This window comes from Microbacterium testaceum (genome assembly GCF_006539145.1).
Lineage (GTDB): Bacteria > Actinomycetota > Actinomycetes > Actinomycetales > Microbacteriaceae > Microbacterium > Microbacterium testaceum.
On the sequence record NZ_BJML01000003.1, the window covers coordinates 21,897 to 37,326 of the forward strand.

Annotated in this window: 14 protein-coding genes; 7 read left to right on the plus strand and 7 right to left on the minus strand. The window is 67.4% G+C overall.

The window, feature by feature from the left end:
• Positions 1-65 precede the first annotated feature (65 nt).
• Together MTE01_RS06420 and MTE01_RS06425 are read right to left on the minus strand one after the other, a co-directional pair.
• Complete coding sequence (locus MTE01_RS06420; RefSeq protein ID WP_141376400.1) at positions 66-803, minus strand: signal peptidase I; 738 nt, start codon at positions 801-803, stop codon at positions 66-68.
• On the minus strand, positions 800-1,372 hold the full coding sequence (locus MTE01_RS06425; protein ID WP_141376402.1) for a hypothetical protein: 573 nt from the start codon (positions 1,370-1,372) through the stop codon (positions 800-802). Before MTE01_RS06425 ends, MTE01_RS06420 begins: the two co-directional genes overlap by 4 nt.
• A gap of 418 nt (positions 1,373-1,790) precedes the next feature.
• Between MTE01_RS06425 and MTE01_RS06430 the strand changes: the two genes are divergently transcribed.
• Positions 1,791-2,528: an acetoacetate decarboxylase family protein gene (locus MTE01_RS06430; RefSeq protein WP_141376404.1), complete on the plus strand. Its 738-nt coding sequence runs from the start codon at positions 1,791-1,793 to the stop codon at positions 2,526-2,528.
• Between the two features lie 122 nt (positions 2,529-2,650).
• Here MTE01_RS06430 and MTE01_RS06435 read toward each other — a convergent pair whose 3' ends face one another.
• On the minus strand, positions 2,651-2,893 hold the full coding sequence (locus MTE01_RS06435) for a helix-turn-helix domain-containing protein (RefSeq protein WP_141376406.1): 243 nt from the start codon (positions 2,891-2,893) through the stop codon (positions 2,651-2,653).
• A gap of 287 nt (positions 2,894-3,180) precedes the next feature.
• Between MTE01_RS06435 and MTE01_RS06440 the strand changes: the two genes are divergently transcribed.
• The 3 genes from MTE01_RS06440 to MTE01_RS06450 all read left to right on the plus strand — a co-directional run bounded on the left by MTE01_RS06440 (position 3,181) and on the right by MTE01_RS06450 (position 6,564).
• A complete protein-coding gene (locus MTE01_RS06440; RefSeq protein ID WP_141376408.1) occupies positions 3,181-3,783 on the plus strand; it encodes a hypothetical protein in 603 nt (200 codons plus the stop codon).
• A 145-nt stretch (positions 3,784-3,928) separates the two neighbouring features.
• Positions 3,929-4,504, plus strand: coding sequence for a hypothetical protein (locus MTE01_RS06445; protein WP_141376410.1), 576 nt, complete (start codon positions 3,929-3,931; stop codon positions 4,502-4,504).
• Positions 4,505-4,638: 134 nt separating this feature from the next.
• Positions 4,639-6,564 carry a YncE family protein gene (locus MTE01_RS06450; RefSeq protein WP_141376412.1) on the plus strand — a complete coding sequence of 642 codons (1,926 nt, stop codon included), beginning with the start codon at positions 4,639-4,641 and terminating at the stop codon, positions 6,562-6,564.
• A gap of 217 nt (positions 6,565-6,781) precedes the next feature.
• On the opposite strand, the gene nhaA is transcribed toward MTE01_RS06450, so the two are convergent.
• From nhaA to MTE01_RS06470, 4 genes are all read right to left on the minus strand, one after another.
• A complete protein-coding gene (nhaA, locus tag MTE01_RS06455; RefSeq protein WP_141376622.1) occupies positions 6,782-8,098 on the minus strand; it encodes a Na+/H+ antiporter NhaA in 1,317 nt (438 codons plus the stop codon).
• A gap of 90 nt (positions 8,099-8,188) precedes the next feature.
• Positions 8,189-8,416, minus strand: coding sequence for a hypothetical protein (locus MTE01_RS06460; RefSeq protein ID WP_141376414.1), 228 nt, complete (start codon positions 8,414-8,416; stop codon positions 8,189-8,191).
• Between the two features lie 261 nt (positions 8,417-8,677).
• The gene (locus tag MTE01_RS06465) at positions 8,678-10,015 is read right to left on the minus strand and encodes a uracil-xanthine permease family protein (protein ID WP_141376416.1); all 1,338 of its coding nucleotides are present in this window, start codon (positions 10,013-10,015) and stop codon (positions 8,678-8,680) included.
• 178 nt (positions 10,016-10,193) lie between these two features.
• On the minus strand, positions 10,194-11,156 hold the full coding sequence (locus tag MTE01_RS06470) for a phosphoribosylaminoimidazolesuccinocarboxamide synthase (RefSeq protein WP_141376418.1): 963 nt from the start codon (positions 11,154-11,156) through the stop codon (positions 10,194-10,196).
• Positions 11,157-11,234: 78 nt separating this feature from the next.
• Between MTE01_RS06470 and MTE01_RS06475 the strand changes: the two genes are divergently transcribed.
• From MTE01_RS06475 to MTE01_RS06485, 3 genes are all read left to right on the plus strand, one after another.
• Positions 11,235-13,001 carry a BCCT family transporter gene (locus MTE01_RS06475; protein WP_141376420.1) on the plus strand — a complete coding sequence of 589 codons (1,767 nt, stop codon included), beginning with the start codon at positions 11,235-11,237 and terminating at the stop codon, positions 12,999-13,001.
• A 207-nt stretch (positions 13,002-13,208) separates the two neighbouring features.
• Positions 13,209-13,832 carry a PadR family transcriptional regulator gene (locus MTE01_RS06480; protein WP_103206955.1) on the plus strand — a complete coding sequence of 208 codons (624 nt, stop codon included), beginning with the start codon at positions 13,209-13,211 and terminating at the stop codon, positions 13,830-13,832.
• Positions 13,829-15,379, plus strand: coding sequence for an MFS transporter (locus MTE01_RS06485; RefSeq protein WP_141376422.1), 1,551 nt, complete (start codon positions 13,829-13,831; stop codon positions 15,377-15,379). The genes MTE01_RS06480 and MTE01_RS06485 overlap by 4 nt, the downstream gene beginning before the upstream one ends.
• Positions 15,380-15,430 lie beyond the last annotated feature (51 nt).

The following is a 15,430-nucleotide window of genomic DNA, read 5'->3' on the forward strand; positions in this document are numbered from 1 at the left end:
GATGTGAAGATCCCGGTCCGTGAGGATCGGGGCGTGAGGAGTGGCCACGGGTCGATGTTCGTTCGTCACCACTGCGAGGACCGCCGCTGTCTGGGACCGTTCTGTTCTTGGGGGGCGAGGAGGGAGGGCTTTTCGGTGTGGGGATGCCGGTCTCCGGCGAGCCCGAAAACGTCCTCGAGCACCCGGTCCGTGTCCTCCGCCGAGGTGGCCGGGGGGTCCTTCTGGTCCGCGGGGTCGGTATCGCTGTCTTTCCGACCCCCGTCCTCGCCGTCCTCGCCGTCCTTGGCGTCGGCGGGCCGACGTTCGAGGGGAAGCAGGAGAAGGGCGAGAACGAGGACGGCAAGGCTGATACGCGCGGGGGTGGTTTGGACGTAGGCGAGAACGGCGGCGAGCGGGCCGCCGATGTGGCCGCGGACGGCGCCTACGAGCTGGTCGTAGGAGATCGTGTCGGGGTCCGCCGCGGTGTTGCCGTCGCCCTTCAGGAGGGCCTTACCGTCGGTGATCTCTTGGATGCGGTGCGTATACATGCTTCCGTCGGGGCGTCCGACGGTGACGACGTGGCCGGGTTGAAAGTCGTCGGGGTGGGGGTCGCCGATGAGAACAAGGTCGCCGAACTCGTAGGTGGGCGCCATGGACTTCCCATCGACGACGACGAGCCGGGTCCCGGTGGCCAGAGTGATGGCGGCGGGGGCGATGAGGAGGGCGAGCAACGCGCCTACGATGCTCCAACGGAGGAAGGAGAGGATGCGCATTGTGCCTCCAGGTGAGTATCGGGTGATGGCCGGTGGGGTGGAGCGCGTCACACGCGCGATAGCAGGCGCGCGCGCGGTTGCGGACGTTCGGGGCGCGAGGAGGACTGAGCGGTCGATGCCTCGAGGCAGAGGTGCGTGATGTCGGCGGGGCGGGGGACTCGGACGCGGAAGTGCACTGTTTGGGTCGCTGAGGGCAGGAGGGGCGAGACGGCGCAGAACGCGGGGTTACCGGACGTGTCGATGGTCAGCGGTGTCGACCACGTGGCACCGTCGGTCGTGCTGGCGGCGAGTGTTACTTCGCGCGCATCCGATGCACTGCTGCGCAGTTCAATACCGAGTATCCAGTCGACCGCCTCGCCGCTCGTATTGTGCGCATTGATGGCGAATGCGTACACGTCCGCCTGCGCATCGAATGCCGGAGCGGTGAGCGAAGAGGTGGTGTGCGCGGCGATGCGGCCGCCGTCCGTGTGTCCGAGACGGATCGTGTCGTGCGTGCACGAGTCAGGGGTGGGGGTCACGGCGGACGAGGACGGCGCAGCGTGGTCGACGCCGAGCGTGAGAAGAACGACAGCAGACGTGGCCGTGTGCGGTCCCTGAGGGTTCGGCCGGACGATGCTCATGCCGCCGCTCCTTCTTGGTGTGGGTGGGTGCCGCTCGGCAGCTCGAGTACTCGTCGGCTGACACGCGGACGACGGTTCCGGCACCTGACCGGGCCTCCTCCTGGCGCAGGCTCACTCTCGTAAGAACACATAACGGATCAAAACGGTGCGTATCGGATCTAACGCACCATAGCAGGAATCGCCTCGATCGTCCCGTCTGTTTAGGGAGCGCCCCGCGAAGTGCGCGCGGCACCCTCGTCCGTAGAGTGCGAGAGTCGAACCAGGTCCGTCCGCAACGCCCATGACGTTCACGTGTCTTCTGGTCGACGAGCGGTCGTCCCCTGCGTGCCGGGAGCGCTGATTGCCGCCGGATATTAGCGGCGGGGCCCGCACGGCGGGGGCGTTATGAGCAAGTTGTTCAGATCCTTAGAATCTTCGCGTGCTAGCTTCCGAGGTCCTGCAGCTGCTGACCACGCCTGCCAATGTGCCGTTCATCGCTCACTTAGGTGCGCCGAATATTCGCCGGAGCATTCTTCGCGTCGATTATGTGACCGATGAGCACGCCGCGCGCAAGCTCCTTCCGGAGCCCCTGCATCTGCCTCTGATTCCGCGCGCCAGCGTGTTCTTCACGCAGTTCTTCAACTCGCACGGGGATGTTCCCCTCCTCGAAGTGACGCAGTCGATCGAAGCGGTCAGCTCGGCAGGCGTCGTGGGGGACTACATCCAGGCGGTCTACACGGACAACGTGACCTCGATCATCCACAACCGTGAGGCCTACCTGCAGCCCGTGCTGTACGGCGTGGGGTCGATCGTGCACCGAGACGGAGCGAGCAACTTCTCTTTGGCCGTGAACGATACCGTCGTCGTTCACGGGAGTGCGGGCTACCGAAGCGAGCCGATGTTCGCCGACGACGCCGTCGAGTTCCTGCAGCGCCCCAAATTCTTCCTGAAGGTGCTCGGGCGGCCGGCATTGGGCGAGCCGGCGAAGCCCACTCTCTTCATGTTGCGCAGCGCAAAGCTCGAGGTCAGCGAAGCCTACCGGCTGCCGTCGCGGCTTACCCTCGACGGCCACATCATGGCCCCCTTCGATCAGCTGCCCGTACGTCACATCGACTCGTGCCACACATTCGAAACCACGTGGTCGATCGGCGAAACGGAAGTCCTGCACCGTTACTGACTTCCCGGGGAGCCTGCGCGGCAGGCTTCGCAACGCGCGGCGACGTTACAGCTGGCTCCCCTCGTTGCGCGGACGCTGCCGCCTCAGCGTCCCGTGCGAACGGAGTCGAGCGTCGATCCTGTTCAGCTCGAGGGCGTCGCCACCTCAGGGGTGCTCCGGTCAGCCACGTTCGAGGTGCTCGATATGTACTCGACCACCTCGTCTCGCACGATGACCCACTTCGAGCCGATGTGGTACGCGGGCAGCTCGCCGGACTGCAAGTACTCATAGACGGTCTTGCTGTTCAACCCGAGCACCTCGGCGACGTCTCTGGCGGAAAGGATCGGCGGATATCCAGCGAACAGGTGCTCGAGGTGCTTAGGCATGGCGCTCCCGGGGGGTAACAGACTCGTCACAGTTTAGGGGCAGCATGCCCAATAACAGCCTGATCCGGCGCGATTTTGCGTGAAGCGCACTACATCGGGTGTAGAGCTCGAGGCGGAATAGAGTTGTTAGGGGCTGTTGACGTCGGCTATGGTCCACCTGAGTCCATTTCAACCCGTTTCATACCAAAGGATCTTCTGTGGATTGTTCTGTTCCGGTCGTGCCCTCCCCGGCAGCGCCCGCGATCACGGCCTCGGGAGGGTCCGGACTTGCGGCAACAGGCTCTCCCATGGACGTCATACTCGCCTGCGCCATCGCGCTCGTCCTTCTCGCGGGTGGCGTCATGGCTTTGGCCCGGTCGCGTCGGCGTCGCCGTGAAGCGCTGCCCTCTTCCACGGCGGCCGCGCCTGGCGTGGGGCTCGCTCTGTCGAGTGTGCTGGGCGTGATCTTGCTCTTGGGGGCCTTCTCCCCGTCACAGGCCGCGCATGCCGCTCCGGAACAGTGCGATGTCATCTCGGTATCTGATGTGCAGATCGACGCGACCGTGCTCGCCGGCGGAGTGATCCAGCTCGTACCCGGCGGTCAGCCTGCCGTCGTTCGCGCGTCCGTGACGAACTCCACCACCGTGGCCGTGACCCTCACCGCGATCGCTCGCACCGATAACGCCGTCCCCCTCGCGACACAGATCGTGTGGAAGAGCGAGAGCTCGAGTGGTTCGGCCGTCGAGTCCAGCTTGGGTGACTCCGACTCGCACTCCCTCGGGACCTTGGCTCCGGGTGAGAGCACCACGGTGACGTTCGCGGTGAACTTGCCCGCCTCGGTCGGGAATGAGTACCAGGGCCAAACAGTCCCCCTCAGCCTGCTCGTCCAGGCCGTCCAGCAGGGCTTCTAACACCCGCACCTCGCGCGCCCGCATCTGCGGGCTGCGCCCCCACCTTCTCGTCGAGCCGCTACGCCACCTTCGTTCGCACTCGTCGAGCCCCTCAGCCTCCCTTTCCGACCCGAAGCACGACTCACCACTAAAGAAAGCAGATCCCATGTCCACCACCAAGCGCTCCTTCTCGAAGAAGAAGGTCCTCGTCGCCTCCCTCGCCCTGCTCACTATGGGCCTGGGCGGCACGGTTGCCACCGGCGCGTACTTCACCGCCGACAAGACCGTTTCCAGCAACACCCTGGCGTCCGGCACCGTCGTGATCGGGAACATCGGCGACGACGCGTCCTCCACAGCGGCGCTGTCGTTCACCAACGTGCTCCCGGTTGCGTCCTCGGACGTCGCGACCAAGGCCAAGATGTTCAACATCAACGTCCGCAACAACGGAACGGCGGCCGTTGACTGGAAGGTCCAGATGGCTTCCACCTCGAGCGACTTCGCCAAGCAGGTCAACGTCGAGTACAGCACCGACAATGGCTCGACCTGGTCGAAGACATGGACTGCTGACGACCTCCGAAACGTCTCCATCCCGGGCACCTCCTCGCTCGCTGCTGGCGGAACCGCGGTGATCAAGTTCCGTGCGTGGCTGCCCGCCGCCACCGACAACACAGCCCAGGGTAAAACTCTTACGTTCTCGACCGTTGTGAACGCCATCCAGGCTGGCGCTCCGTTCTCGTCCTGACCCTCGCGCGTGGGCGCCGGCAGCACGCTGGCGCCCACGTTCCCTCGCACGGCGGCTCGCCGACCTCGAGATGCATTCGTACCTCCCCTTCATTGAATGCTGAGTAAAGACCACACAACAGGAGCGCCAACATTATGCAGGCCAGATATCGCGCCTTCGCTGTCGCCCTCATCGTTTCCGTCTTCGGTGCGGTGTCCCTTTGGCCCGGCGCCGCAACGGCGGCTGAGAAGGATATCGCGGTGGGCGGCGAGCCCACGTCGATCGTCGTGAGCCCCGACGGCGGGACGCTGTACGTAGGGAATTACGACACCGGTGCGGTGACAATCGTTTCCACCGCAACAAGATCTATCGAGGGCAGCATCGAGGCGGGCGCCGCTCTGACCGACCTGGCCGTGACACCTGACGGCGAATACTTGTTCACGGCGACTCGATCGGCGATCCAAAAGTTCTCCACAGTGGGGCGGAATCTTGTTCGTGAATGGCTGCTTGGCGAGTCCAGCGCTGGTATCGCGCTGAGTCCTGATGGGGAGGCTGCTTACGCAACTTCTGGCAACGTGTTGAGGGCCTACCTTTCCACCGGTGCAACGACGCTGGCTGCGGTCGGAGGCTCTCCGACGTCCCTTGCAACCACGCCCGACGGCAAACGGGTCCTCACGACGAGCGGAGACGACAACACTGTCTCGGTCGTATCGGTCGACGAGAGGCAGGTTCTGGCGACCGTCCCTGTGGGGATCTTTCCGACGGACGTGGCGGTAACGCCAGACGGGGATCTGGCGCTTGTCACGAATGGAGTAGGCACGGTGTCCGCTATTGATCTCAGCGACAACACCGTGCTGGACACCATCCGGGTAGGGCGGACGCCCATGGCCGTGACAACGAGCGCCGACAGCCAATGGGGCTACATCGCGAACGCCAACGACGATTCCGTCTCCGTGATCTCGCGACAGACCCGGTCGGTTGTGCGGACCATTTCGACTGGCGACCGGCCGGTGGCCCTCGCTCTGAGCCCCGACGACAGCACGCTTTACGTGGTCAACAACACGAGCCAAAGCGTCTCTGTTCTCACCGTCGAGCGTGCGCCGACGTTCACCGCCTCCACTCCAAGCGAGACAGCAACGGTTGGAACTCCCTACTCATACGCCTTCGCCGCATCAGGCTTCCCGGCACCGACATTCGAAGTATCTGAAGGGTCGCTCCCGGACGGGCTCATGTTGAGTTCGGATGGCGTCTTGTCGGGCACACCGACAAAATCTGGTTTGAGCTCGTTCCGCGTCACCGCGTCCAACGGTGTCGAACCCAACGTCACCACCGACTCGATCACCATCGGCGTGAACGCCGGACTGGTGGCCCCGAGCTTCACTGCCTCGAACCCCGACGAGATCGCCACCGTCGGCACCAAGTACGCCTTTAAGTTCGCTGCGTCCGGACACCCCGCGCCGCTGTTCACGGTGTCACAAGGATCCCTTCCGGACGGACTCGAGCTCGACGAGTTCGACGGGAGCCTGAGGGGATACCCCACCACCGTCGGCACCAGCACGTTCACCGTGACCGCATACAACGGGGTGGATCCCAGGGCGACGACCGGCCCCATTACGATCACTACTCAGCCGGCACCCGGTGCCCCCGTCTTCACCGCATCGACACCACCACCAGCGGCTACGGCAGGGACGCCCTATTCCTACCGGTTCGCCGCGAGCGGATACCCGGAGCCGCACTTCTCTATCACGCAAGGAGCGCTTCCGGACGGCCTCATGTTGAGCAGTGACGGATGGGTATCAGGAACACCCACGACCGCGGGCACGAGCACTTTCGCCATCACCGCGTCCAATGGCACTGAACCCGACGCCAACACCGACCCCATCACGGTCACCGTTTCCGCGGCGCCTCAGGTTGCGAATACGCCCGAGCAGCAGATCCGCAGCGACGCGACTCCATCAGCCGCCGGCACGCTGGCGACAACCGGCAGCATCGCAAGCCTGGCCGCACCCTTGCTCGGAGCCGGACTGCTTGCCGCGGGCGTCGTCGCCACAATCCTCTACCGAAGGCGCCGTCCACAGTAGTGAAAGCGAGCCAGGCGATGCAGCACCTGCACGCCGGCTCCCCCGAGCCGGGAGCAGGGTTTCTCCCCCGAAACCCACCCCTGCTCCCCCCCGCCGCCGCACCCAGGCGGCCCGCTGAGGGGAGGTACCCCGACCGGAACCTCCCCTCAGCACCTCAGCGCGAAAGCACTCCTATGCAGCCCGTTCCCACGACGCTCGCGGCTCAGCCGGCCTCGGGTCACGGCTGCTGGTACACGTCGGGTACGTCGTCGCCGTCGGCATCCACCTTCTCGGCGAGAGCCAACTGCTTGTAGCGCCGGTTGCGCAAGAGGAGCACGGACGAGGCGAGGATGGATGCCAGAAGCGAGGCGACCATGATCGCGATCTTCGCGTCGTCGGTGTGGGGCGAGCCGTCGGGGAAGCTCAGCTCGGCGATCAACAGCGAGACGGTGAAGCCGATCCCGGCGAGCAGGCCCACCCCGGCCAGGTCGATCCACTTCAGAGCGGGGTCGAGCCGGACCTTCGTCACGAGAGTGAGCAGGCGGACACCGAGCAGGATGCCGAGGGGCTTGCCGAGCACGAGACCGGCTACGACGCCGAGGGTGACGGGGTCCGTCACAGCGCGGAGCAGTCCCTCGCCGCCGCCGACCGAGACCCCCGCCGCGAAGAAGGCGAACAACGGCACGGCAATGCCCGCCGACAGGGGACGGAAGCGGTGCTCGAACTGCTCGGCGAGGTCCATGCCCCGCACCTCGGGCTGACGGCGCGAGGCGGCGACCGGGATCGTGAAGGCGAGCGCGACTCCGGCGATCGTCGCGTGCACCCCCGAGGCGTGCAGGAACGCCCACGCGGCGAAGCCGATCGGCAGCAGCACGACCCAGGCGCCCCAGGATGTGCGGGCGAACCACGCGCGGCCACGGTGGGCGATGACGCCGTAGACGACGACGAGCACGGCGAAGACCGCCAGCGGCACCAGCGCGATGTCGCTGGTGTAGAAGACGGCGATGATCGCGATCGCGATCAGGTCGTCGACGACCGCGAGCGTCAACAGGAAGATGCGCAGGGGACCGGGCAGATGCGAGCCGACCAGCGCCAGCACCGCCACCGCGAAAGCGATGTCGGTCGCGGTGGGAATGGCCCAGCCCGCCAGCAGGCTCGGCTGCGCGTGCACGATCGCGGCGTAGAGGAGGGCGGGCACGGCGACCCCCGCGAAGGCGGCCGTCACCGGCACGATCGCGGTCCCCAGCCGGCGGAGGCTCCCGACGACGATCTCACGCTTGAGCTCGAGGCCGACCAGGAAGAAGAAGACCGCCAGCAGGCCGTCCGCCGCCCACGACCCGACGCTCAACTCGAGGTGCCATGGCGCGTAGCCGAAACGGAGGTCGCGCAGCGCGAAGTACGCCTCGGACGCGGGGGAGTTGGCCCACACGACCGCGCCGATCGCGGCCACGACCAGCAGCATGCCGCCGACGGATTCGCGGCGCAGAAGCGTCGTGACGCGGTGGACTTCGGCGTATCCGGGCCACTGGGGCGCGCGGGTGGTGTCGTGGCTCATGAGGCTTCCTGGAGGGTCGATCGACAGATCGTCGACCAGACTTCCCGACACGCCTCTCTCAGTTTAGTCGGCCCGACCCCGGGCCGGGTTTCAGGCGGACTCCTCGTCCTCTTCGGGGTTGAAGTGCGAGGCCGTGTCGGAGTGACCGGCGGCGACGCCCTTCGGGTCGTCGGGGATGGTGCCATCGGCCCCGAGCCCGCCGGGCTTGGCCTCTCCGTCGGAGCCCGAGCCGGCGGTGGGCGAGACCTCGACGTCAGCGCCTTCGAAGGAGTCCTCGTCGGCAGCGGCCTGCGACGGGTCGGAGATTTCGGATGCCATGAGCGTGCCTCTCTCGTCATCGGTGGCGAGGCGGTTTGCGGTGCACCGCCGGTCGTCCGACGCTACCGAGCTGCCCCGTCATGGCATCCCCTCTTGTCGGGTGCCGCCGTGTGTGCTGGGCTTCGTCCTCCCCCGGTCGCGCAGCGCGGGCCGTCGTGCGGATTCCGACCGCGGCGCGCCGCGGCGGAGCCCCCCCCCGAATCGGAGTGTCGACCTCGAACTCCGCACGACGGCGCGGTCCTATAGGGCAGCCCCGGCGACTCAGCTCGGGTCGCCGCCCAGCGGACCCACGGCGGGGATCGGGCCGCCGTCGTCGGCGCCGGTCTTGCGCGCGCGGGCGATGGCGTTGCCGAGGTGGTAGATCACCAGCGCCGCGACGGAACCCAGCACGATCGGACCGAGCTGGAAGTCGCCCCACTGCATGGTGAAGCCGGCGATGGCGAGCACCAGGGCCACGGCGCCGGTGTACTGGTTGACCGGACGCGAGAAGTCGACGCGGTTGTCGACCCAGATCTTGATGCCGATGATGCCGATCAGCCCGTAGAGCGCGGTCGTGACACCGCCGAGCACTCCCGCCGGAATGGTGTTGAACACCGCGCCGACCTTGGGCGACAGGCTCAGCACGATCGCGGTGAGACCGGCGACCCAGTAGACGGCGGTCGAGTAGACGCGGGTCGCGGCCATGACGCCGATGTTCTCGCCGTAGGTGGTGGTTCCCGAACCGCCGAAGGTGCCGGCGAGGGTGGTGGCGACACCGTCGGCGATGAGGGCGCGGCCGGTGGAGCGGTTTGCCGTGGCATCCGTCATCGCCGCCACGCCCCGCACGTGACCGACGTTCTCGGCCACGAGCACGAGCACCACGGGGAGGAACATCGCGATGACCGACCAGGTCGCGGGCGTCGTGAAGTCGGCGATCTCGAAGGTCGGCAGGCCCACCCAGGGAGCGGCCTCGACGGCGCCGAAGTCGATGAGCGTCTCGCCGGTGCCCGCCTGGATGAGCACCGTGGCGACGTAGCCGACGATCACGCCGAGGAAGATCGAGATGCGCCCGAGGAAGCCGCGGAAAAGCACGCTGAACAAGATGACGGCGACGAGCGTGATCGTGCCGGGTAGGGGCTGCACCTTGAAGTTCGACCACGCGACCGGGGCGAGGTTGAAACCGATCAGTGCCACGATCGCGCCGGCGACGACCGGCGGCATGACCTTGTCGACCCAGCCGAGGCCGACGAACTGCACGATGAAGCCGATCACGGCGAGCAGCACGCCGACGGCCACGATGCCGGCGAGCGCTGAGCCGGTGCCCGCGGTGGTCGTCGCTGCCGTGATCGGCGCGATGAACGCGAAAGAGGAGCCCAGGTAGCTGGGGAGGCGGTTCTTCGTGATGAGCAGGAACAGCAACGTGCCGACACCCGAGAACAGCAGCGTCGTCGACACCGGGAACCCGGTGAGCACCGGCACCAGGAAGGTGGCGCCGAACATCGCGATCACGTGCTGGAGCCCGATCGCGATCGTCGCCCCCCAGTTCAGGCGCTCGCCGGGGGCGACGACGGCCCCGGGTTCGACGGTGCGCCCGTTGCCGTGCAGCTTCCAGCGGAACATGTGTCTCCTCAGGTGGGGGTGGATGCCGAGGTCACGTGTTCTCGCCGAGCTCACACCCCGTGGCGTGTGCTCTCGACGAGGTCGCGTGATCTCGATGGTCGTTCTGGCGAGATCACGTGATCTCGCGGGGTGGTTCCGCCGACGCCACGTGATGTCGGTGGCATCGCGGCGGGTGAGGTCAGGACGTGAGCAGGCGCAGCAACTCCGCGTAGCGGTCGCGCGTGCGCTCGACGATCTCGGCGGGAAGCGCGGGCGGCTCGCCCTGCTTGTCCCAGTTGGCCGCCAGCCAGTTGCGCACGATCTGCTTGTCGAAGCTGGCCATGCGCTCGGCGGGAGTGGAGCCGGTGCGCCAGGCCTCGGCATCCCAGTAGCGGGACGAGTCCGAGGTGAGCACCTCGTCGGCCAGGGTCAGCACGCCGTCGGCGTCATAGCCGAACTCGAACTTCGTGTCGGCGAGGATCAGTCCGCGGGCCTCGGCTGTCTCGGATGCGCGTCGGTAGATCTCGAGCGAGAGATCGCGCAGGGCCGAAGCCGTCTCGGCCCCGACGAGCTCGACCGAGCGTTCGAAGGTGATGTTCTCGTCGTGCTCGCCCATCGGCGCCTTGAACGCGGGAGTGTAGAGCGGCTCCGGCAGACGGTCGCCGTCGTTCAGGCCCTCGGGGAGAGGGATGCCGCACACCGTGCCCTCGGCCCGGTACTCCGCCCAGCCCGAGCCGGTGAGGTAGCCGCGCACGACGCACTCGATCGGTTGCATGTCGAGGGACCGGACGAGCATCGAGCGCCCCTGCACGGCATCCGGGATGAGGGCGACGGCCTCGTCGCCCACCAGAGCGTGGTCGGCGGCGAGGTGGTTCGGGATCGAGCGGCCCCCGTCGGCGCCCGCGAGCTGATCGAACCACCACAGGCTCAGCGTCGTGAGCAGTTCCCCTTTGTCGGGGATGCCGGGAGACAGCACCTGGTCGAAGGCGCTCACGCGGTCGCTGGCGACGACGAGGAGGTGCGCGGGGGCCTCGCCCTCGGCGGTGTCGGTCGGCACGTACAGGTCGCGGACCTTGCCGGAGTAGATGTGGCGGAAGCCGGGGAGCTCGAGCGGGGGAGCGGTGGTCACCCGCTCATTATTGCGGGTGCGGGGCACGCGCATCGGCGCGGATTGTGTCACAACGCTCGCTCGCGCGCCTGCCCCCCGGACGCGGCCACCCTCCTGACTACGCTCGGTGGAATGACCGAGGCAGCCCCCGATACCGCGGTGAGAATCGACCCGCACGCCGGTAGCCGGCATACGACCATCCGCGGGTGGGTGTTCTGGCCCGCAGCCGGCATCGCCCTGGCCTTCATCGCTTTCGCGCTGATCTTCCCGTCCGCGGCCGAAGCGACCTTCACCGCGGTGCAGACGACCATCGTGTCCACGTTCAACTGGTATTACGTGCTGATCGCCGCGTTCTTCGTCGTCTTCGCCCTCACCATGGGCTTCAGTCGGTTCGGCACGATCAAGTTGGGCCAGGACGACGACGAACCCGAGTTCTCGACCATCTCGTGGTTCTCTCTCCTGTTCGCCGCCGGCATGGGTATCGGCCTCGTCTTCTACGGGGTGAGCGAGCCGCTCAGCCACTTCGTCTCTCCCCGCCCCGGCGTGGAGGGCACTCCCGCCGAACTCGCGCAGCAGGCGATGTCGCAGACCTTCCTGCACTGGGGCGTGCACGCGTGGTCGATCTACGTCGTGCTCGGTCTCGCGCTCGCGTATGCCTTCCACCGCCGTCGCCGCCCCCGCACGATCCGCTGGGCTCTCGAGCCGATCCTCGGTGCGCGCCTGGTTCAGGGCGGGTGGGGCAACGCGATCGACGTCGCCGCCCTCGTGGGCACGCTCTTCGGTGTCGCCACCTCGCTCGGGCTGGGCGTCATCCAGATCAGCGCGGGCCTCGACTTTCTCGGCGTCGTGCCGCCCACCATCATTAGCCAGGCCATCATCATCGGCATCATCACCGGGTTCGTGCTCTTCTCGCTGCTCTCGGGCGTGGGCAAGGGCATGAAGTGGCTGTCGAACATCAACCTCGTGCTCGCGGGCGTGCTCATGCTGTTCCTGCTGTTCGCCGGCCCGACGGAGTTCCTGCTGCGCGACGTGGTGCAATCGATCGGCAATTACATCCAGAGCTTCGTGGGCTTGTCCTTCACGGTCAGCGCGTATGCGGGTGACGACGGCGTCGCCTGGCAGGGCGCGTGGACGGCGTTCTACTGGGGCTGGTGGATCTCGTGGGCGCCCTTCGTCGGGATCTTCATCGCGCGCATCTCGCGCGGTCGTACCGTGCGGGAGTTCGTGGTCGGCGTGATCCTCGTGCCGACGCTCGTCGGCATCCTGTGGTTCACCGTCCTCGGCGGCACCGCGATCTACGGCGAGCTGACGGGCACCGCGTCGTACACCGGGCCCGACGGGTCGGTGGACGTGTCGACCGCGTTGTTCCAGATGCTCGAGAACGTCCCGGCCTCCGGGGTCCTGATCGTCGGCTTCCTCATCCTGATCGCGGTGTTCTTCGTGACCTCCGCGGACTCGGGCGCGCTGGTGATGAGCATGATCGCCACCGGCGGCGAGGAGGAGCCCAAGAAGTGGGTGCGCGTGTTCTTCGCCCTGGCCACCGCGGTGATCGCATTCGCTCTCCTGATCGCGGGCGGGCTGCAGGCGCTGCAGACCGCGGCGATCAGCATCGCTCTGCCCTTCAGCGTCGTGCTGCTGGCGATCTGTTGGGCCACGGTCGTCGCGTTCCGACGCGAGATGAAGGCCTACGACAAGGCCGAGCGCGCTCAGTTGCGTGATTCGATCGGTGAGCACTACGGCCTCGAGGTCGAAGAACCGAACCAGCGCGGAATCTTCGGCATCCCCGTGCGGTGGCGTCAGCGTCGTGCGGTGGCGGCACAGGCCGAGGCGCGCGAGGTGGCTCTCGCCGATGCGGAAAGCAGCCCCGAATCGGTCGGAAGCGACTCCACGAAGGCCTGACCCCCGGCATCCCTCACCGCTGCGAAGCACGCCGCGCCCCGAATCGGGCGCGGCGTGCTCGCGTCGAGTGTGCACGACGCGCCGCGACGATTCGCGTGCCAACGGTGTGTGCTCGACACGCGACGTTCATCTTCGCGCGTTGGCGCGGGGCGAGGAATGAGCGTATAGTCCACGTGGACTAGTCGAAACGGACCATGAGGAGGACGGATGCCGGAGGCCAGCCATCTCACCCCCGTCGCCGTCATGATCCTGGCCACGCTCCGCGAGGCTGACATGCACACGTACGAGCTCGTGCGCCTGCTGAAGGAACGCCGGGACGACCGTCTCGTGCCCCTGCAGAAGGGCACGATCTATCACACGGTCGCGCGCCTCGAACGCGACGGTCTCCTCGCGGAGGTCGGCGTCGATCGCGACGGCAACCGTCCCGAGCGCACCACCTACACGATCCTGGATGCCGGCCATCGGGCCGTCGAAGAATGGGTGCGCGCCGAACTCCCGCGAATCGACAGACCGGGCGAATTCCGGGTCGCCCTCTCCGAAGCCCACAACCTCGGGCGCGCCGAGGTCATCGGTCTGCTCGACGCGCGCCGCGCCCGGCTCGTCGCCTCCGTCGAGGAACATCACGACGGTCTCAGCGTCGCGGCCGAGCGCGAGACCCCCGAACAATTCCTCGTCGAGCTGCGGCGTCAATCCGCTCTGCTCGACGCCGAACTCGCGTGGCAGGACTCCCTGCGTGCGCGCCTCGCCGATCGCTCCCTCCCCTGGGGCATCGCTGAGATCCCCGAACACATCAAGAAGAAGCACCGCGTCTCAAAGGAGACCACAGCATGACCGACTCTCGCGCCGCCTCCGCGGCATCCACCCGTACCGGGTCCCACCAGACCCACGAACGCAGCCCCTGGCCCGCCCTCTGGGCGCTGGTCATCGGGTTCTTCATGATCCTCGTCGACACCACGATCGTCTCGGTCGCGAACCCCGCCATCAAGGCAGCCCTCGACCCGAACACCAACAACCTCGACAACGTCGTGTGGGTCACCAGCGCCTACCTGCTGACGTACGCCGTGCCGCTTCTGATCACCGGTCGCCTCGGTGACCGCTTCGGCCCCAAGAACATCTACCTCATCGGTCTGGCGCTGTTCACCCTCGCCTCGCTGGCCTGCGGCCTCGCGCCCTCGCTCGAGGTGCTGATCGCCGCCCGGGCCGTGCAGGGCCTGGGGGCGGCGATGATGACGCCGCAGACCATGGCCGTCATCACCCGCACCTTCCCGCCGCAGAACCGCGGCGCGGCGATGGGTCTGTGGGGTGCCACCGCCGGTGTCGCCACGCTGGTCGGCCCCCTCGCCGGTGGCCTGCTGGTGGACGGCCTCGGCTGGGAGTGGATCTTCTTCATCAACATCCCCGTCGGCATCATCGGCTTCGTCGCCGCCGTCATCCTCGTGCCGCAGCTGCCGCGCACCGCGCACAAGTTCGACATCCTCGGCGTCGTGCTGAGCGCCGTCGGTCTGTTCCTCATCGTGTTCGGTCTGCAGGAGGGCGAGCACTACTCCTGGGCCGCGTGGATCTGGGCGATGGTCGCCGCGGGCGTCGTCGTCATGGCGGTGTTCGTCTGGACGCAGGCGCGCAGCACGGGGGAGCCGCTCGTTCCCCTCGACCTCTTCCGCGACCGCAACTTCTCGATCGCGAACCTGGCGATCGCGGCCGTCGGCTTCACCGTGACGAGCATGGCGCTGCCGCAGATGTTCTACCTGCAGCTCGCCCGCGGCCTGACGCCGACCGAGTCGGCGCTGCTGCTCGTGCCGCTGGCGATCCTGTCGGGCGTGCTCGCTCCCTTCGCGGGCAAGTTGCTCGACCGCACCGACCCGCGCTTCCTGCTCGTGCCCGGTCTGCTGCTGGTGGGCGGATCGCTCGGCCTCTACGTCGCGCTGATCCTGAACGACGCGCCGATCTGGATGTTCCTCATCCCCTCGGTGTTCATGGGCATCGGAAACGCCGGCATGTGGGGCCCGCTCGCGACGACTGCCACGCGCAACCTCCCGCCGCGCCAGGCGGGCGCCGGCGCCGGCATCTACAACACGACCCGCACCGTCGGATCGGTCATCGGCTCGGCATCCATCGCCGCCTTCATGCAGGCGCGCCTCGAGGCGAATCTGCCGGGTGCCGCGGACGCATCTGCGAGTTTCGGCGGCGGAGCGCTTCCTCCGCAGGTCGTCACCGGCTTCTCTCAGGCGATGGGGCAGTCGCTCGCGCTGCCCATCATCGTGATCGGGCTCGGCCTCGTGGCGGTGCTGTTCATGCGCCGTCCGTCGGTGATCCGCCCGCACGGTGCTCCGCGCGACGCGGCTCCGGCCCAGGCCGCTCCGGCTGCCGCGGGCGAGTAACCCGCCGAATGCCGCCGTCCCTGCCGAGGGGCGGCGGCATTCGCCGTGTCC